This window comes from Massilia violaceinigra (assembly GCF_002752675.1).
GTDB lineage: Bacteria > Pseudomonadota > Gammaproteobacteria > Burkholderiales > Burkholderiaceae_D > Telluria_A > Telluria_A violaceinigra.
The window spans coordinates 6,263,644-6,280,602 of sequence record NZ_CP024608.1; the positions used below are offsets into that span (position 1 = coordinate 6,263,644).

Annotated in this window: 17 protein-coding genes; 9 read left to right on the forward strand and 8 right to left on the reverse strand. The window is 65.8% G+C overall.

All coding sequences use genetic code 11. The features are described 5' to 3' along the window. Positions 1-306: 306 nt before the first annotated feature. The 3 genes from CR152_RS26855 to CR152_RS26865 all read left to right on the forward strand — a co-directional run bounded on the left by CR152_RS26855 (position 307) and on the right by CR152_RS26865 (position 2,787). Positions 307-516, forward strand: coding sequence for a hypothetical protein (locus tag CR152_RS26855; RefSeq protein WP_099880130.1), 210 nt, complete (start codon positions 307-309; stop codon positions 514-516). 31 nt (positions 517-547) lie between these two features. Continuing rightward, entirely contained in the window at positions 548-1,573 is a 1,026-nt protein-coding gene (locus tag CR152_RS26860) for an IS5 family transposase (protein WP_099880132.1), read from the forward strand. 590 nt (positions 1,574-2,163) lie between these two features. Next, positions 2,164-2,787 (forward strand): O-methyltransferase, encoded by a 624-nt coding sequence (locus tag CR152_RS26865; protein WP_099880134.1) that lies wholly within the window; start codon positions 2,164-2,166, stop codon positions 2,785-2,787. Here the strand turns inward: CR152_RS26865 and CR152_RS26870 are convergent. Next, on the reverse strand, positions 2,760-2,987 hold the full coding sequence (locus tag CR152_RS26870; RefSeq protein WP_099880136.1) for a hypothetical protein: 228 nt from the start codon (positions 2,985-2,987) through the stop codon (positions 2,760-2,762). The two genes, CR152_RS26865 and CR152_RS26870, sit on opposite strands and share 28 nt — an antisense overlap. 169 nt (positions 2,988-3,156) lie before the next feature. Between CR152_RS26870 and CR152_RS35105 the strand changes: the two genes are divergently transcribed. Genes CR152_RS35105 through CR152_RS26885 form a run of 3 tightly spaced genes read left to right on the forward strand, consistent with a single transcriptional unit; the run spans position 3,157 to position 4,108 of the window. After that, positions 3,157-3,468, forward strand: coding sequence for a cysteine peptidase family C39 domain-containing protein (locus CR152_RS35105; protein ID WP_099880138.1), 312 nt, complete (start codon positions 3,157-3,159; stop codon positions 3,466-3,468). After that, entirely contained in the window at positions 3,426-3,926 is a 501-nt protein-coding gene (locus tag CR152_RS35110; RefSeq protein ID WP_370663867.1) for a cysteine peptidase family C39 domain-containing protein, read from the forward strand. The genes CR152_RS35105 and CR152_RS35110 overlap by 43 nt, the downstream gene beginning before the upstream one ends. Next, a complete protein-coding gene (locus CR152_RS26885) occupies positions 3,881-4,108 on the forward strand; it encodes an O-methyltransferase (RefSeq protein WP_099880140.1) in 228 nt (75 codons plus the stop codon). The genes CR152_RS35110 and CR152_RS26885 overlap by 46 nt, the downstream gene beginning before the upstream one ends. On the opposite strand, the gene CR152_RS26890 is transcribed toward CR152_RS26885, so the two are convergent. Beyond that, positions 4,102-4,545 carry a hypothetical protein gene (locus CR152_RS26890; RefSeq protein ID WP_099880142.1) on the reverse strand — a complete coding sequence of 148 codons (444 nt, stop codon included), beginning with the start codon at positions 4,543-4,545 and terminating at the stop codon, positions 4,102-4,104. The genes CR152_RS26885 and CR152_RS26890 overlap by 7 nt on opposite strands. 190 nt (positions 4,546-4,735) lie before the next feature. On the opposite strand from CR152_RS26890, the gene CR152_RS26895 reads away from it, so the two are divergent. Beyond that, entirely contained in the window at positions 4,736-4,993 is a 258-nt protein-coding gene (locus CR152_RS26895) for a hypothetical protein (protein WP_099880144.1), read from the forward strand. A 23-nt stretch (positions 4,994-5,016) separates the two neighbouring features. On the opposite strand, the gene CR152_RS26900 is transcribed toward CR152_RS26895, so the two are convergent. Together CR152_RS26900 and CR152_RS26905 are read right to left on the reverse strand one after the other, a co-directional pair. Continuing rightward, positions 5,017-6,555, reverse strand: a complete 1,539-nt coding sequence (locus CR152_RS26900) for a vanadium-dependent haloperoxidase (RefSeq protein WP_099880146.1) — start codon at positions 6,553-6,555, stop codon at positions 5,017-5,019. A gap of 102 nt (positions 6,556-6,657) precedes the next feature. Next, on the reverse strand, positions 6,658-7,731 hold the full coding sequence (locus CR152_RS26905) for an alpha/beta fold hydrolase (RefSeq protein WP_099880147.1): 1,074 nt from the start codon (positions 7,729-7,731) through the stop codon (positions 6,658-6,660). 210 nt (positions 7,732-7,941) lie between these two features. Here CR152_RS26905 and CR152_RS26910 point away from each other — a divergent pair, with 210 nt between their 5' ends. After that, positions 7,942-10,071 (forward strand): putative bifunctional diguanylate cyclase/phosphodiesterase, encoded by a 2,130-nt coding sequence (locus CR152_RS26910; RefSeq protein ID WP_099880149.1) that lies wholly within the window; start codon positions 7,942-7,944, stop codon positions 10,069-10,071. A gap of 13 nt (positions 10,072-10,084) precedes the next feature. Here the strand turns inward: CR152_RS26910 and CR152_RS26915 are convergent, their stop codons facing one another. From CR152_RS26915 to CR152_RS26930, 4 genes are all read right to left on the reverse strand, one after another. Beyond that, positions 10,085-12,802, reverse strand: a complete 2,718-nt coding sequence (locus tag CR152_RS26915) for a hybrid sensor histidine kinase/response regulator (protein ID WP_229413628.1) — start codon at positions 12,800-12,802, stop codon at positions 10,085-10,087. Between the two features lie 90 nt (positions 12,803-12,892). Further along, entirely contained in the window at positions 12,893-14,230 is a 1,338-nt protein-coding gene (locus CR152_RS26920) for a hybrid sensor histidine kinase/response regulator (RefSeq protein WP_229413637.1), read from the reverse strand. A 44-nt stretch (positions 14,231-14,274) separates the two neighbouring features. Continuing rightward, positions 14,275-15,732 (reverse strand): ATPase domain-containing protein, encoded by a 1,458-nt coding sequence (locus CR152_RS26925; protein WP_099880151.1) that lies wholly within the window; start codon positions 15,730-15,732, stop codon positions 14,275-14,277. After that, a complete protein-coding gene (locus CR152_RS26930; protein WP_157778761.1) occupies positions 15,729-16,142 on the reverse strand; it encodes a hypothetical protein in 414 nt (137 codons plus the stop codon). Before CR152_RS26930 ends, CR152_RS26925 begins: the two co-directional genes overlap by 4 nt. 290 nt (positions 16,143-16,432) lie before the next feature. On the opposite strand from CR152_RS26930, the gene CR152_RS26935 reads away from it, so the two are divergent. Then, positions 16,433-16,930 (forward strand): pyridoxamine 5'-phosphate oxidase family protein, encoded by a 498-nt coding sequence (locus tag CR152_RS26935; protein ID WP_099880155.1) that lies wholly within the window; start codon positions 16,433-16,435, stop codon positions 16,928-16,930. Positions 16,931-16,959: the final 29 nt, after the last annotated feature.

Here is a 16,959-nt window from a genome sequence, read left to right on the forward strand (position 1 = left end):
TCATCCGCATCCACGTGCCCGGAAAGAGCACAAGCGATAGTGCGGTTGAGCCAAGGGCTGACATTGCAACAAGCCGCGGACAAAATTCCATGCTCATCTCAACAGTGTCGAGGCATGGCGGCACCGCTGGAACAAGCAAGGCCAAATAGGCATGCATGAAGGGCGTCATACAGGTCGCAAGCGCAAGTGGACAGCCGAACAGCAAGAGACGTTACGCGCAATGGCCCAAGCCTAGGGCAGTAGTGCCAACAGCCTGTTGCGCAGCATCGCACCATTGGATTTCCTGCCATCAGCGAAGGAACTGCAATGCGCTACCGGCACGAAATGCCTTTCAGTTACAAACGCTATCGCTACAGTTTAAAAAAGCATCCGGAAGAAGCCTTCGGCAAGGCCGCACGCATAATCGACGAGCTCATGCAATTGTGCAAGCGTGGGCCCATTCGGGAAGCGCAAAAAACGTTGACCGTGCGGGATATCTACAGGGCACCTCGAAAAACCCTCGTGAATCTGGCATGATATCGGTGCCTCGACTCTGACGTAATTTTTCATGATCAAGACCAGTCTGTTTGCTGACCAAGAGCGCGAAGCCAAGCTGAACAAGCTCGGCGATGCACTGGTGGTGATGGAGCGGCATGTCGACTTCGCCGCCCTGGCTGCCGAGGTCGACCTTGCGGCACCACGCCCTAGCCGCGAGCGCGGCGGCCGTCCGCCTTTCCCCACCGAATTGATGGTGCGCGTACTGTTGATCCAACAGCTGTTCAACTTGAGCGATGAGCAGATGAAATTCCAGCTGCTCGATCGCTTGAGCTTCCAGCGCTTTGCCGGCTTGCGCGCGAGTAGTCAGATCCCGGATCGGACGACGATCTGGACTTTCAAGGAGCGCTTGATCCAGGCCGGCGCCAGCGAGAGCGTATTCGATGCGGTCAATCGCCAACTGTCCCAGCACGGCTACATTGCGCGCGGCGGGCAGATGATCGACGCGAGCATTGTGCAGGCGCCGAAACAGTCGCTGAACAAGGAAGAGAAAACCCTGGTCATGCAAGGCGCGATACCGGCCGGCTGGAAGCCGGCCAAGCGGCGTCAGAAGGATACGCAAGCGCGCTGGACGAAGAAACACGGCAAGTCCTACTTCGGCTATAAGGTCTCGGTCAACGCCGACAAACGCTACAAGCTGGTGCGCAAGATCAAGGTCAGCACGGCCAGCGAACATGACACCACGCATTTCGAGGAGGTGCTCGATCCCTCCAACACGAATCGCAACATCCTGGCCGACAAGGGTTACGTCGACGGCGAGCGCGAAGCGCGGTTGAACAAGCAGGGCTGGCGCATGCACATCCAGCGCAAAGGTAGCAAGGACAAGCCGATTTCCGATGCCCAGCAGCGCCGCAACCATCGCATCGCCAAGACACGCGCACGCGTCGAACACGTGTTCGCGGGCATGGCCCAGATGGGCGGCAAGGCGTTGCGCTCCATTGGCCTGGCGCGCGCCACGCTGCACCTGAACTGGAAGGTCGCTGCCTACAACTTGCAGCGCCTCGTCTACTTGAAGGAGGCAGGTATCGAGGCGTTCTAACGCCCGAGGTCCGTTCGGGCCGCCGAATTTGAGCAACGTAGCCTGAAAAAGAGGTCGGGAAACAACGTCGCTCGCGCAATGCGGGCCACATTCAAACACCCCCGTTCGCAGGCAACCGCGAAATCACGGGTTATTCGAGGTGCCCGACAGTTGATTGTTGCTTCCAAAACGAAAAGGGCTGGGTTCTCCCGGCCCTTTGCGTTTAGCTGCTCATCCCGCCCTACGGCTTCCGGTAGTCAATTACCATCCTGCCCTTTCCCATCACCACGCCAACTTCGTCAACTTCGCGTAGGACCTTGATTAATAAACTCATGGTCGGGCAATTGGCTGGGTTCCTCGGCGGTCAAGCACACATCAGATTGCCCATCGGTCCGGAACGCTGCACGAACGATTCGGCCACCTCGTGTATGTGAGCGGCGGCACGGTGCTGAGGATGATGAGCGCGGTCAGCCTTAACGGCAGGTTTAGCACCATCACGGTCGATGGCGTGACGGTCACGCCAAGCTATACCGACCGCGCCCCGCACCTGCGCGTGGATGGCTGAGATGCGATAATTTCCATCCACTCAGCAACCGGACAGGAACCGCACCGTGAATGCCACTCTGCACAAGCTGCTAAGCGACATCGAACGCTTCGGCGAGGAAAACGACGCCGCCAACGACGAGCGCGGGCGCCGCATGCTCAACATCACGCGCGGCACCGGGCAGTTCCTGGCGCACGTCATCGGCGTCATGGGCGCGCGCGACATCCTGGAAATCGGCACCTCGAACGGTTACTCGACCCTGTGGCTGGCCGATGCCGTGGCACCGAACGGCGGCAAGGTCACCACGGTCGAGATGGCGCCGGCGAAGCTGCGCATGGCGCGCGAGAATTTCGCGGCATCCGGCCTGGGCCGCTACATCGATCAGGTCGAGGGCGATGCCGGCCAGCTGCTGGCGCGCTCGGGCGACAGCAGCTGCGATGTGCTGTTCCTCGATTCCGAGCGCACCGAATATGTCGGCTGGTGGCCCGACATCCGGCGCGTGCTGCGCCCGCACGGCATGCTGATCGTCGACAACGCCACCTCGCACGCGGCGGAGATGGCGCCCTTCATGCAGGCCGTCGCGGCCGAACCGGGTTTTTCCACCAGTCTCGTGACCGTCGGCAAGGGGGAATTTTTGGCCAGCCGCGAGGCGGACATGGCGCGCTACTGGGCCGGCTGGCGCGAACGCTGATCGTCGGGCGCGACCAGCCCATGCCCGGACACGTAGTCGGCCACGCGGCGCCCCACCGCCGATCCGGCGCGCTTGTCGAACTGCCAGTGCACGTCCAGGACGACTTGCTTGCGCTGCCCGCCTTGCAGTTTGAGCTTCGCCCCACTTTCTTCTTCGGCGCGTCGATGGCGCCGTCTACTTTCGTTGTCATACTTTGTCACATAAGCTGTACATCATGTCTTGCGCGGCAGCTTCGACCAGCAGAAGCGGATCGACGAAAGCGCCTCCCTCGCGCGGATCATGCCGGGCTGATTTGCGCACACTTCTTTGCGCACCGCACAGAGCCCTTGACCACAGGCGTTTGCATGCACCGTACGTACGCATGCGGGCGTGTATCAAGGTCCTGATCCGGGTCTACATGCTGTAGTCGCACCGCCCCTGTTTCCGAGCACGCGGTTGCCGCCGATACTCCAAACAGAAGCAGTCGAGTGCGGGCTTGCCTGTCTGGCCCTGGCCGCATCCTGCCTTGGGTATCGTACCGACCTGTCCACCCTGCGCGGACGCTTCCCCATCTCCCTCAACGGCACCAGCATGGTGAACCTGGCGGAGTATGCCCGGCGGCTGCACCTCTCCCATGCGCCCCCCTCACGCTGGAGGAACTGCCACAACTCAAGACCCCCGCTATCGTGCACTGGAATCTGAACCACTTCGTCGTCCTCAGTCGGGCCACCGGGAAGGCAGCGGTGACTCACGACCGAGCGCTCGGTGTGCGCCACCTGTCCTACGCCGAGGTGAGCCGGGAATTCACGGGCAACGCCCTTCAGCTTGAGCGTGCTATAGATTTCACTCCGGCCGACGAGCGGCGCGAGGTGTCGGTCAAGGCGCTGATAGGCACGCTGGACGGCTGGCGGCAATCCTTCGCCTTCCCGTCTGCCATCGCACTCACACTCGAACTGATCACTCTGGCCGCCCCACGCGTCAGCCAATTCATGATCGCCAACGTACTCATGTCCAACGACACCAGCTTGCACAACGCCGGACAACATTCACCCTTAGTACCTGAGAACACATATCCGCCACGTCGCCATTCGCCACCGACGAGCGCGGGCGCCGCATGCTCAACATCACGCGCGTCACGGCGCAGTTCATGGCGCACATGATCGGCGCCGTGGGCGCGCGCGACATCCCGGAAACCGGCACCGCGAACGCTTGCTCGACCCTGTCGCTGGCCGATGCGGTGGCACTGAACGGCGGCCAGGCCAGCACGGTCGGGATGGCGCCCTTCATGCAGGCCGTTGCCGCCAAGCCAGGCATTAACCCCAGCCGGCCCCCCGTCTACTGATGCACCCCTTTTTTGTCGGAACGCAGGTGTCCGCTGCGGTGGTTGCGCAAAAAGGAGTCGACGATCTCGCGCAGGATGTGCTGCGTGGAAGCCGGCAAGGAAACGATATCCTTGATCAGGGCCAGATTGGCGGTCGACAACAGCACTTCCGGGATAACGGAAATGACCATGTCGGCGTTTTCGGCTTCGCCGTAGCGCAGCCAGGCGGCATGCACTCTGAGCCAATTGGCCAGGATCAGCACCTTTTCCTGGGTGGGAATGGCTTCACCGTTGAGCCATTTGCGCGCCGCGTGCACCGTCACCGCAGAGCCATCGGCACGCAAGTTAAACGCGTACACGAACGCTGCGGGTGCGGTCGGCACGCCTGCCGCCAGCAGCGCGGTTTTGAGCCGGTCGCTGAAATTGATGCGCTCGTCGTTGGCAATTTTTGAAGTCATTTCTCATCGTAATGGAACGTCGGCCGGCAGTGCGCACGATTGCCCCTTCATGACAGCACGGCGCGCACGATGGCGGAACCTCTGGCGGGGCGCTCTGTCCAATCAGGGAGCATGGCCGTGTAGGAGTTCCGCTTGCAGCGCAACGAGGGGGCAGGAGTCATGTCGCCAGCCAGGGAGCCGTGGAACCATCATGACCCGCCAGATTGCCATGCAACATCAATATTCTTACGCGGTTCTCACGGCCCACTGCGCGAACCAGATCGCGCAGTTCATGGCCGAGTCGCGCCGCCAGAGCGGCGCGGAATCACGCTACCGGCGCGAACGCGCTTACGGGCTCTATCTTGGCTGGCGCTCGCTGGCCGGAGGGCACGCCGACCATGCCCTCTTCCTGCGCGACGACCGGCGCCTTGAAGCCCTGCTGAGCATGAGGCAGGCGCGCCAGCCATGAGTGGCGACAGCGCGTCTGGCCGCTCATGGGCTGTTCGGCATGCCGGCTCGGGACGAAGGGGGCAGCAAGCCCTGGTCGTACACGTAGTCGGCCACGCGCCGCCCCACCGCCGATCCGGCGCGATTGTCGAACTGCCAGTGCACGCCCAGGTAAATGCGGCTCTGGCCGTTTTCTTCTTCGGCCTGGCTCAGGTTGGCGAAGCTGCGCACCAGGCGCGGGCGCACCTGGCCGCTATTGTCGCGCGTGATGCCATTGAATTCATCGGACATGAAACTGAAGGCGATCGCGTCGGTGCCGTAAAAGCGGCGCAGGGTCTGGAACAGCGCGCTGCCCAAGCTGGCGTGGCCGGACGGGTAGGCGGGAAACGGCGGCGTGAAATCCGGGGCCGAGGTGTTGCTCGCCGGCGCGCCCAGCGGCGTCCATTGCGGATCGCCCCTGGTGGCCGGATTGCCGTGGCCCAGGCCGCTCGGGCCGCTGCCGGCCGACGCTTCGCGGATGCCGGTCACCGGACGCCAGAATTGCTCGGTGTACTTGGTGCCCCACACCGTCAGGCAGGTATCGGCCAGCGCCACGTTGACCAGGGCCAGCATGCGCGCCATCCGCATGCCGCCCAGGGCGCGCCGCTCGCCGATCTCGAGCGCGATCTGGTTGTACAGGCGCGGAGCCGTGCCGATCCGGGGCGAGCCGTCGTACGACCAGAAAATGCCGGCCACGGTTTGCGCCGGGGTGCGCCGGGTGGGCGTGGTCACGCCATCGCCGCCGAGCTGCCTGACTTCCTCGAACGCGGCGGCGTAGGCGCTGCTGGTGAGCGGCGGCGGCGGGCCGGGCCGGAAAGCGAGGGCCGCGGGCAGCACGAATGGGCGCACCGGCTGCCATACGGCGCCCAGCGCCAGCGGGTCGCGGCTGACCGGGTCGGGCCGCCATTTGCCGGGCGCATTGCTCGGAAAAAAGTCGACGCCGACGCTGCGGTCTTCGTAGGTGGCCGTACGCGACGGGTGCAGCGCCAGCACGGCGGCGGCCGCACGCCGGCCCGTCTCGGCGCCGTTGTCGCGCGCGCGCCCCGCCTGCACCCGGGCCATGCCGCGCTCGTAAGCATGCTCGAAGGTCGCCGCTTGCGCCGGGTACAGTGCCGCCAGGGTATCGCGCGCGGCACGCGCCAGCGCGGCGTCGGGCGCGCTGGCGGCCGGCGCCGGATGCATGCCGGTGTAGCTCGGATAGGCGCGTCCGATGGCGTTGAGGGCTTCGTACAGGGCCAGATGGAAGATCGCCAGCGCCCGCGCACTGCGCGCCGGCCCAAATTGCTCACGGTACGCGCGCATGGAACCGGGCGGCGGCGGGGTGTGGTCGAGCGCATTGGCGCGCAGCGCCGCCTCGCTCCACTGGCGCACATGCAGCGCCAGCCCTAGCGAGCTAAGCTGAGCCAGATGCGCCGGATCCGCGCCCGGCTGCGCACGGGGCGCGGACACGGCGCGCGCGTCCGGCTGCGCGGGCGCGGCCGGCACATGCCAGGCCAGCGCGGCCGTGAGAACAGCGCACATGGTGCGCCTGAACAAGGGTTGCATGGTGTCCTCCTTGAAATGGGTATAGGGGCACACGAACGGGTCCGAGCCCGGCGACAGCGCCGCGCCGCCCGAACGCCTGACGAATCCGTCAATGGGCCGGCGCTAGTGGACCAGGCGCGGGACCGGCGAAAGCTGTGCAAGCCAGTCCAGCACGCGCGGCCACACGACCAGATGCGCGCTGTCGCCCACCAGCGGACCAACGTGCTGCAGCGCCACCCCGACATCACCCAGGTACGGCAGCAGCACCTTGTGCGCGCTGCCGGCGGCGCCATGGAAGCCGAGCACGGTATCGGGCGGCGCGAGTGAACTGAACGGGCGGTAGAGCGTCAACAGGGGGGCCGTGACCTGGTGCGGGGCCAGCCTGACCCCGCCGAGCACCAGTTCTCCACGCATGAAACTGTTTTGAGCGAACAGCAGCGCGACCGCCTCGTCGAACAAGAGGCGCGGCATGGGCAATTCATCGAGCGCCCAGCGCTGCACGCGCAGATGGGTCGCCAGATGGTTGGGAGAGACAGCGCTGGCCAGGAAGTCGATACCGGGACCGGCATAGAAGGCGCCCGGCGCGGCGTTGGCGAAGATGGCGCTCAGGACCGAACCCGGAATCCGGCGCGACCGGTCGCGCGGCACGCTGGCCAGCAACGCCGTCCCGGCGATGCGCCGCACGACCGGCGCGGTCGAATTGAAGTTGACGGGCGCCTCGAACAGGGCCAGCGCGGCCACGCGTTCCGGCCGCCAGGCACTGTACAGCGCGGCAAGGATGCCGCCCAGCGAGTGGCCGCACAGGAATACCCGGCGGCACGCGCTGATCCGGGCGATGGCGTCGACGCAGGCATCGATCATCGGTCCCGAATAATCTGCCAGCCCGAGCGTGCCGCCGGTGCGCGGCGGCGCGCTCCACTCGATCACGTACACGCCGAACCCTTGCGCGAGCGCCTTGCGCACCACGCTGCGCTCGGGCGAGAGGTCCCAGATGTACCAGCGCTTGATCGGCGCCGGCACGATCAGCAACGGCGGACAGTGCGCCGTGCCCGCGCCATAACAGCGCAGGCGCAGCCCGGGGGCGCTGGCGACGACGTGCGACGGCGTCACGCGCGCCCCGAGGCCGAGGCGGTCCATGGCATTTCCTTGCCGCTGACGCAGGCGGTCGATGCCTTCAAACCAGTCTGACGTATTCATGCTCGCGATCCTCCTCACGTGGTTGTCGCGCTGCGCGGCGTGGCCAGCGATGGGAACAGTACGACTCCGACCATAACGCCGCTGGCCCGCGGCGTCCCACGATCCCGTCAATGGCAGGAGGCCGCAATCCCGGCGGAAATAGTTACCCTGTTTGCAGAACTTATGCGCGGCATGCTTGTCCAAACTGTTTCCGCGATCGTATGAGAAGCCATGAACGAGCCACTACACAAGCCCGAAGCGCGCATTGCACGTTTCATTCGCACCAACCTGCCGGCCATCCTGCAGCATTGGGACGAGTTTGCACGCACCATTCCGGCGGCGCGCCACATGCCGGCGGAGCGCCTGCGCGACCACGCCGCCGGCATCCTGGCGGCCATCGCCGACGATCTCGACCAGCCCCAGTCCGCGTCCGAGCAGGCCGACAAGGCACGCGGCCACGCCAAGCTCCATCAAGCCGACACCCAGGCCGAGCTGCACGGCACCGGCCGCATGAACGACGGCTTCAGCGCCAACGACACCGTTGCCGAGTTCCGCGCGCTGCGCGCCAGCGTCATGCGCCTGTGGGCCGATGCCGATCATGCCGCGGCTGAACTGGCCAACGACGACCTGATCCGTTTCAACGAATCCATCGACCAGGCCCTGAGCGAGTCGCTGCAAGCGTATTTCATCGAAAAAGATGAAGTCACGCATCGCTTCGACACCCTGCTCTCGTCCACTCCCGACCTGCAATACATCGTCGATGTCGACGGCAATATCCTGTATGCCAACCAGGCGCTGGCCCGGCTGCTCGGCACGCCCGCGAGCGAGCATCGGCTGGCCGATTTCTGCCCCGGCTACGCGGCCCAGCTCGGGCGCGACCTGCACGCCGTGGCCGAGACGCGCGCGACCGGCCGCGGCGAACTGGAGTGCATCCTGGCCGACGGCACAACGCACACCTACCGCTACATCCTGATGCCGGTCATCAACCAGGATGGGACGGTCGATGCGCTCACCGGCACGGCGCGCAACATTTCCGAACTCAAGGCGTCGGAAGCGCAAATCCTGCGCAACGCCTATTACGACAGCCTGACCGGCCTGCCCAACCGCATCCTGTTCCGCGAACGGCTCGAGCACGACGTGCGGCGCGCGGCCCGCACCGAATTCGCGCTGGCCCTGCTCTTCATCGACCTCGACGGCTTCAAGGAAGTCAACGACCGCTTCGGCCACGATACCGGCGACCTGCTGCTGCAACAGTGCGCGCAGCGCCTGCAGGCGTGCGTGCGCGCGACCGACACGGTGGCGCGCATCGGCGGCGACGAATTTACCGTCATTCTCAATGAAGTGAGCCGGATCGCGTTTGTCGAGGTGCTGGTGTGCCAGATCCTGGCCGAGCTGGCGCGCCCCTTCTCCATCGCGGGCAAGGAGGTGCGCGTGTCGGGCAGCATCGGCATCACCGTCTGTCCGCAGGATGCGCACCAGAGCGAGGACCTGCTGCGCAATGCCGACCAGGCCATGTTCGTGGCCAAGCACGCCGGGCGCAACCGCTTCAGCTACTTCACGCCCGACATCCGCGACTCGGCCTGGGCCCGGCTGCGGGTGATCGACGAGCTGCGCCAGGCGCTGGCGCGCTGCGAGCTGCAGGTGCATTACCAGCCGATCGTGGACCTGGCCAGCAACGCGATCGTCAAGGCCGAGGCGCTGGTGCGCTGGCGCCGGCCGGACGGCACTCTGGTGCTGCCGCAGCAGTTCATCGGGGTGGCCGAGGAAACCGGGCTGATCGGCGAGATCGATGCCTGGGTACTGTCGCAGGCGGTCCCCTGCGCGATGCGCCTGGGCGAACTGACGGGCGCGCCCTTCCAGATCAGCGTGAACAAGTCGCCGGCCGGCTTCATGAGCCGCCTGATCGGGCATACCTGGGACGAGGACATGGCCCTGCTCGACCGCGTCGGCGCGCGTATCGCGGTCGAAATCACCGAGGGCGTCTTGCTGGACGACTCGCCCGGCGTGCGCGACAAGCTGGCCCGGCTGCAGCGGGCCGGGGTCCAGTTCACGATCGACGACTTCGGCATCGGTTACTCGTCGATGGCCTACCTGAACAAGTTCAAGGTCGACTTCCTGAAAATCGACCAATCCTTCGTCAAGGACATGCTCACCACCAACCCCAACAGCCAGATCTTCGCCGAAACCATCATCGCGATGGCCCACAGGCTGGGCCTGAAAGTGATTGCCGAAGGCGTCGAGACGGTCGGCCAGCGCGACTGGCTCAGGCAAGCCGGCTGCGACTACGCGCAGGGTTTCCTGTTCTCGCCGGCCACCACCGAAGAGCGTTTCGCGCAGCTGCTGCAAGCCGGCGCGGCGTGAACCCGGCGCGCCGTCAGTGGACCGCTGGCAGCGGGTCGTGGCCGTGCTGCTGCGCGTGCGCAAGGGCCAGGTCGAGCGCCTCCATGAATTCGGCGATCTGGATGGGTTTGGTCAGATAGCGGAAAAATCCGGCATCCATGCCGCGCGCGATATCGCGCGGCATGGCATTGGCCGACAGGGCCAGCACCGGAATATGCGCGGTCTCGGGGTAGCCGCGCAACATGCGCAGGGCGCCGAAGCCGCTCAGATTGGGCAGGTTGATGTCCATCAGGATCACCGAGGGCTGGTAGGCGCGCGCCAGGGCAATGCCCAGATGGGCGTCGATGGCGGTGAGCAGTTTCAGGTCGGGACGGCGATCCATCAGCTGCTCGACCAGCAGCAGGTTGGCGGGATTGTCTTCCACATACAGCAGGGTGCGCAGCGCCACGCCGGGCGCCGGGCGGGCGCGCGCCAGCGCGGCGGCGTCGGACGCCGACAGCGGCGGCATGGCCGCGGGCGCGGCGCAGGCGGCGAACTCGACCCAAAAGCGCGAGCCGCGCCCGGGATCGCTCTCGACCCCGATGGTGCCGCCCATCAGCTCGACCAGCTGCTTGGTCACGACCAGGCCGATGCCGGTGCCCTCTTCCGCCCCGCTTTCCTGCCCCAGGCGATTAAACGGCTGGAACAGTTGCGCCATCTGTTCGCGGCCCAGCCCGGCGCCGGTATCGGTCACGGCAACCCTCACCATGCCGCCGGCGCGCGAGGAACAGTCCACATGGACCGAGCCCTCGGCGCTGTTGTACTTGATCGCGTTCGACAGCAGATTGATCAGCACCTGCTTGACGCGCACCCGGTCGGCGTTGATGTAGAACGGCGTGCCGGGCGTGGGGAACAGCAGGAAGATGCCGCGCGCGGCCGCTTGCGGCCCGACCAGCTCGTAGCAATCGTCGAGTACGTCGGTGAGCGACATCGGCTCGGTCGAAATCGATACCTTGCCCGACTCGATCTGGGCCAGGTCGAGGATTTCATTGATCAAGCGCAGCAGATACCAGCCACCCTTGAGGATCTGGTTGATCGAGCGCTGCTGCTTGACCGAGGGTGCCGGATCGTCCGAGGCCATCAGCTGGGCAAACCCGAGCACGCCGTTGAGCGGGGTGCGCAGTTCGTGGCTCATGCTCGACAGGAAATCGGATTTGGCCTGGTTGGCTTTTTCGGCGGCGGCCCTGGCCGCTTCCAGTTCGACATTGTTGGCCTGCATGGCTTGCTCGAAATGCTGGCGCTCGGTGACGTCGCGCGCGGCGGCGAACACGCCGCGCAGCTTGCGGTCGCGGTCGTGGAAGGTGGTGGCGTTGTACGATACCACCGTTTCCTTGCCGTCGCGGGCGCGCGCGGTCAGTTCGTAGTTAGTGACCTTGCCGGCCGCCAGCACCCGCTTGATGCCGGCCTCGGCGCGTCCCGGATCGGTGAAATAGTTCTTGAACGGCGCGCCGATCAGCTCGTCGCGGGTGCAGCCAGTCAATTTTTCCATTTGATGGTTCACATCGCTGATGATGCCGTGCGGATCGGTGGTCATCAGGGCATCGATATTCGATTCGATCAGCGAACGGGTGTAGAACTGCTGGTCGCGCAGGCTCTGGTCGAGCAGCGCCTGTTCGGCTTCGACCCGCTTGCGCGCGGTATTGTCGGTGCCGATCAGCAGATAGCCGATGATGGCGCCGTCGGCGTCGCGCAGGGCCGTCACCGACACCACGGCCGGGAAGCGGCTGCCATCCTTGCGGATGTAGGTCAGTTCGTAAATATCCTCGATCCCACGCGAGGCCTTGAACACCAGCGCCTCGAAACCGGGGGCGATCGGGGTGTCGAGTTCGTCGCTGAGGCTGGCGGCACGCGCCACCACTTCGTCCGGCTCGGAAATATCGGCCGGGGTGATGCGGTCGACCACGTCGGCGGCGGCGTAGCCGAGCATCTTTTCGGCACCGACATTGAAAATCTGGATCACGCCGCGCGCATCGGTGGCGATGCTGGAAAAATTGGCACTGTTAAAAATGGCGGCCTGCAGGGCGCCCGCCCGCACCAGGGCCTGCTCGGCATTCTTGCGCGCCGTATTGTCGGTACCGATCAGCAAATAGCCGATGATGGCGCCGCCGGCGTCGCGCAGGGCGGTCACCGACACCACCGCCGGCTGGCGGTTGCCGTTCTTGCAGATGTAGGTCAGCTCGTAAATGTCTTCGATGCCGCGCGAGGCCTTGAACACCAGGGCCTCGAAGCCGGGCGCGATCGGGGTGTCGAGCTCGGCGCTGAGGGCGGCGGCGCGCGCGATCACTTCCTGCGGATCGGAAAACGCGGCCGGGGTGATCAGATCGACCACGTCGGCCGCCGCGTAACCGAGCATGCGCTCGGCGCCGACATTGAAAATCTGGATCACGCCCTGGGCATCGGTGGCGATGCTGGAAAAATTGGCGCTGTTGAAAATGGCGTCCTGCAGCGCTTCCGACTTGATCAGGCGCTGCACCAGCGCGCGGCCGCTGTCGGGCCCAGGCTTGAGCACGGGCGGAAGGACGCGGCTGGGCCGGCGGCACAGCCACAGGCACAGCATCGTGAGCAGCGCGGCCGGGCCGAAGATCATGGCCGGATCGATCGACCGGGTCGGGCTGGCCAGCGCCAGCGCCCCGGCCGTGTACAAGGTCAGCAGCGCGAAACCGAAGCCGGTCAGCGCCAGATGGCGCTGCCATGCGGAAGGAGGAGAGAACATGATGACACCTTGAGCAAAAAACTATGAGCGCAAAACCCGGCTCATCAAGGTAGCGGCGAAGCCGCTGTGGTAGTTGCGCGCCGCCCTGGCCTAGCGCGGCCGCGCGGCGGCGGCGATGAAGCGGGAGACGGCGCTTGATGACACCAGCGCCAGCAAGGCGTCGGCGTCGAGCGGCTTGACCAGATACTGGCCGAAGCCGGCCGCGATGGCGCGCATGCGGTCTTCCACCTGGCCATAGCCGGAAATGGCGATGGCGAAGGGAATGTGCGCGCCCGAGGTCTTGCGCAGTTGCGTGATCAGCTGGTAGCCGTCCAGCCCGGGCAAGCCGATGTCGCAGATGAGCACGTCGAAGGCGCTCGCGCGCGCCAGCGCCAGCCCGGCCACGCCATCGTAGGCCGAGGTCACCAGGTGGCCCTCGCCCAGCAGCAGGCGGGTGAGCGTGTCGTTGGCGTCCGGATTATCTTCCACCAGCAGGATGCGGCGGCTGGCCGGCATCGGGCTGGGGCCCGGCAGCACGGCCACGACACCGTCCTCGGCCGCCAGCGGCAACGTCACGGTAAACACGCTGCCCAGTCCCAGGCCATCGCTGCTGCCGACCACCGTGCCGCCATGCAGCTCGACGATGTTGCGCACCACGTTCAGGCCGACCCCGAGCCCGCCCTCGGCCCGTGCCAGCGCGCGCGGCCCCTGGGTAAACAAGTCGAATACGCTGGCCAGCACGTCGGCGTCCATGCCGGCGCCATTGTCGCTGACGGTGACCACCGCAACACCGTCGTGGGCGCGCGCTGCCACCCGGATCAGGCCATGGTCGCCCGTGTACTTGGAGGCGTTGACCAGCAGGTTGGAAAACACTTGCGCCAGGCGCACCGCGTCGCCATCGACGATCAGTTGTTCCGGCAAGTCCAGCTGCACCTGCTGGTGCCGTTCCAGCAGCCTGACCTGGACCGTCTGCACGGAACGGCGCAGCAAGTCGACCAGCGGCGTCGGGCTGCGCAGCAGCGAAATCTTGCCGCTGCTGATGCGCGCCGCGTCGAGCAAGTCGTCCAGCAGGCGGGTCAGGTGCAGCACCTGGCGCTGGATGATCGCATGCAGGTTCAGCAGTTCGATGGATGGTTCGGGCAGCCGCACCAGCATGGCGTTGGCCAGGCTGATGGGCGCCAGCGGATTGCGCAACTCGTGCGCCAGCATGGCCAGGAATTCATTCTGGCGCCGGTGCGCTCCCTCGGCCGCGTCGCGCAGGGTGCGCGCCTCGAGCGTGGCCAGCACCAGGCTGCCGTTCGCTTCGCGCAGTTCATCGCCCAAGGCGGTCTGGACCAGCACAGCGGCGCGCAGGCTGGCCATCTCGCCGCTCAGTTGCGCCAGCATCGCGCGCAGGGTCGCCGGGTCGGCGCAATCGCCGTGCAGCGCCGCCTCAATGGTTGGCAGCAATGTCGGCGATCCTTCGGTACTGTCATGAATCGCCATCTGTCCCCCTATCCGGGTGGCATGATTGCCACGGCACATCCCGACAAGGAACCCTTGTACGGCAGCGCGCCGGGCTCGATGCGCAAGCCGCCGGCGTCGATGGTGTAGCGGCGCAGGTCGGTGCTGTGGGCGCTGCCGCGCACCTTGACTACCGTCATCACCTTGGCCAGGGTACCGTCCAGCTCCACATAACGCATGGCGACGATGGCATCGGCCAGGAACGCGGTGTCGGCCTGGCTGAAGCGCAGCTCGGTGAAGCGGTCGTCCAGACCCATCGTCACCACCACCGTCACGCCCAGGCGCGCCAGGCCGGCCAGGATGCGGAACACAGAGGACCGGTAGTCACTCTGGAACTCGGGCGCCAGATACAGGCCGACCTCGGACAGCGAATCGATCACCACGCGCGTGGCGCCGCTGCGTTCGACCGCGGCGATGAGGTCGTCCAGCACTTCCTCGACCGACAGGTCGAGCGAGCGGCTCTGGACCAGGGTCACGTCGCCGTTGCGGATCAGGGTATCGAGTTCGGCGTTGCGCAAATGCGCCGCCCCCTTCTCGAAGCAGGCGATCACGCCGCGTTCGCCCTGGCGCGCGCCGTGCGCCAGGAACGCCGTGCCGAGGATGGTCTTGCCCGAGCCGGAGGGACCGACCACCATCGCCGCGTGTCCGCGCGGCAAGCCGCCGCCCAGCAGGGCGTCGAGTTCCGCATTCCCCATGGCGACCCGTTCCCCTGCGCTGGCCTGGGCCGGCGTGGCGGCCAGCGGCGGCAGCATGCGCGGATAGACTTTCAGCCCGCGAGCGTCGATGCGGAAGGTGTGCGCGCCCAGCAAGTGCGCCTGGCCACGCATCTTGACCACGCGGATCTTGCGCACCGACGAGTTGCCGGCGATGTCGTTGCTCAGCGAAAGCATGCCATCGGCCACCGTCATGATCGGATTGGCTTCGATCTCGGCGTTGGCGTATTCGCCGATCAGAAACGTGGTCGCCTGCCAGCTGGTCATGCGGGTGCCAAGTTCCTGGATGAAATACTGAAGGTCGCTGACACCCTCATTGCCGTTTTTCGCCATCTGCACCACCGAGCGGAACGAATCGACGAACACCAGGCCGGGCGAAAACGCTTCGACTTCGCGCGTGATGCGTTCGAGCACGCCGCTGAAGTCGCCGGCGCGCAGGTCGTCGGCCAGGTTCACATAGCGGATGCTGTCGTCGATCTTGTCGATATCGAAAAAGTCGTACTGCTGCTGGTAGCGCAGCATTTTCAGGGGCGGTTCGCCAAGCACGGTGAAGAACAGGGCTTTTTTGTGCGGGCCGGCCAGCGCGAACATCATCTGATGGGCGAGCGTGGTTTTGCCGCTCCCCGGCGCGCCGGCGATGACGTTGAAGGAAAACTCGCTCAGCCCCCCGCCCAGCAGGGTGTCGAGCCCGGGCACGCCGGTCGGCTGGAGGCCCAGCTGCACTTTCAGATTCATGTACTCTTTCCGCCGGACCGCTCGGTCCATGCTGTATTCATCAGACGGACCGTGAGGGCCTCGCCTATCAGGCCCGACAGCAGCCTGGTAAAACTCTGGAGCATCGCCCGGTTGAAATCGGCACCCGCCTGGGGCGCCATCGATGCCAGCTGCGTGGCGAGTTGATCGAGCAGGTGGGCGGTCGAGCGCAACTCGTGCATGGCCGGGCTCGGATGCATGTCGGGAAACGTCACATGCCGGGCGCGGGCGTACATCGCGCACAGCGCGGTTTCGCCGATCAAGGGGCTGAGGTGGTTCGCCAGCCGCTCCCAGGCGCGCAGCGCAGCCTCGCGCGCCACGGCATCGCCGCCTGGCGGCGCGGCAAGCACCTCATCGATCATTTTTTGCCGCATCGCGTCGCTGGTTTCCATCGAAGGCCGAGTAAGTATTGGTAGTGTGCACATTTACGACTGGGCGTGACGCAGTATGGACGTTTCTGGGTTTCCGCGCAGGTTTATTAAGTTGCCTTATTCATATGCCATAAAAACAACAATGGCAAGCGCCGCTGTACGGTGCATGGCGCCGCCGCGCATTGTGCTAGGCTCGGACAGGCACCCGGAGGTCGCAACCCGGTGACGCGCCCGTGCCCGCCCTGCACCAGCCGGCGCCCCGCGCGCCGGCGCGACAGCACGGTCTTCCCGACTCACCGAAAGGACATTCCATGACATCACTTCCCCCCGGAGCGCAAGAACTGGCCGGCAAGATCCTTGCCGCCGCGACCGACCTGACCCTGGCCTCGATCCGCGACGATGGGTCGCCGCACGCCTCCACGGTGAGCTTCGCCGCCGATGGGCTGGTGCTGTACGTCGCCATTGCGCTCGACAGCCAGAAGGCGCACAACCTGCGCACCCATCCGCGCGTGGCGCTGACGGTCAACGCGCCCTATCGCAGCTGGAACGAGATCCGGGGCTTGTCGATCGATGCCGTGGCCGAGATGATTCACGAACCGGTGGAGGCGCAGCGCGCCGCTGCCGCCCTGCTCGCCAGATTCCCGGCATTCGCCAACGTGGTGGCCGATACGGCCGCGCTGCCGTGGCCGGGCATGCTGTTCGTGCGCATCACGCCGCTGGTGGTCGGCCTGCTCGACTACACGAAGGGATTCGGCCATACCGACTTTTTCGACCTGCGCGACGTACGCGACAAGGCGGGCAGCGCCTGAGCCAGGGGCGCCACCCCGGCCCTTGCGCG

Bases quoted from the DNA above. Each gene is read 5' to 3' on its own strand.
- CR152_RS26855 (WP_099880130.1), top strand. From the start codon at position 307: ATGCGCTACCGGCACGAAATGCCTTTCAGTTACAAACGCTATCGCTAC.
- CR152_RS26860 (WP_099880132.1), top strand. From the start codon at position 548: ATGATCAAGACCAGTCTGTTTGCTGACCAAGAGCGCGAAGCCAAGCTG.
- CR152_RS26885 (WP_099880140.1), top strand. From the start codon at position 3,881: ATGCTCAACATCACGCGCGTCACGGCGCAGTTCATGGCGCACATGATC.
- CR152_RS26890 (WP_099880142.1), bottom strand. From the start codon at position 4,545: ATGACTTCAAAAATTGCCAACGACGAGCGCATCAATTTCAGCGACCGG.
- CR152_RS26895 (WP_099880144.1), top strand. From the start codon at position 4,736: ATGACCCGCCAGATTGCCATGCAACATCAATATTCTTACGCGGTTCTC.
- CR152_RS26900 (WP_099880146.1), bottom strand. From the start codon at position 6,555: ATGCAACCCTTGTTCAGGCGCACCATGTGCGCTGTTCTCACGGCCGCG.
- CR152_RS26905 (WP_099880147.1), bottom strand. From the start codon at position 7,731: ATGAATACGTCAGACTGGTTTGAAGGCATCGACCGCCTGCGTCAGCGG.
- CR152_RS26910 (WP_099880149.1), top strand. From the start codon at position 7,942: ATGAACGAGCCACTACACAAGCCCGAAGCGCGCATTGCACGTTTCATT.
- CR152_RS26915 (WP_229413628.1), bottom strand. From the start codon at position 12,802: ATGTTCTCTCCTCCTTCCGCATGGCAGCGCCATCTGGCGCTGACCGGC.
- CR152_RS26925 (WP_099880151.1), bottom strand. From the start codon at position 15,732: ATGAATCTGAAAGTGCAGCTGGGCCTCCAGCCGACCGGCGTGCCCGGG.
- CR152_RS26930 (WP_157778761.1), bottom strand. From the start codon at position 16,142: ATGGAAACCAGCGACGCGATGCGGCAAAAAATGATCGATGAGGTGCTT.
- CR152_RS26935 (WP_099880155.1), top strand. From the start codon at position 16,433: ATGACATCACTTCCCCCCGGAGCGCAAGAACTGGCCGGCAAGATCCTT.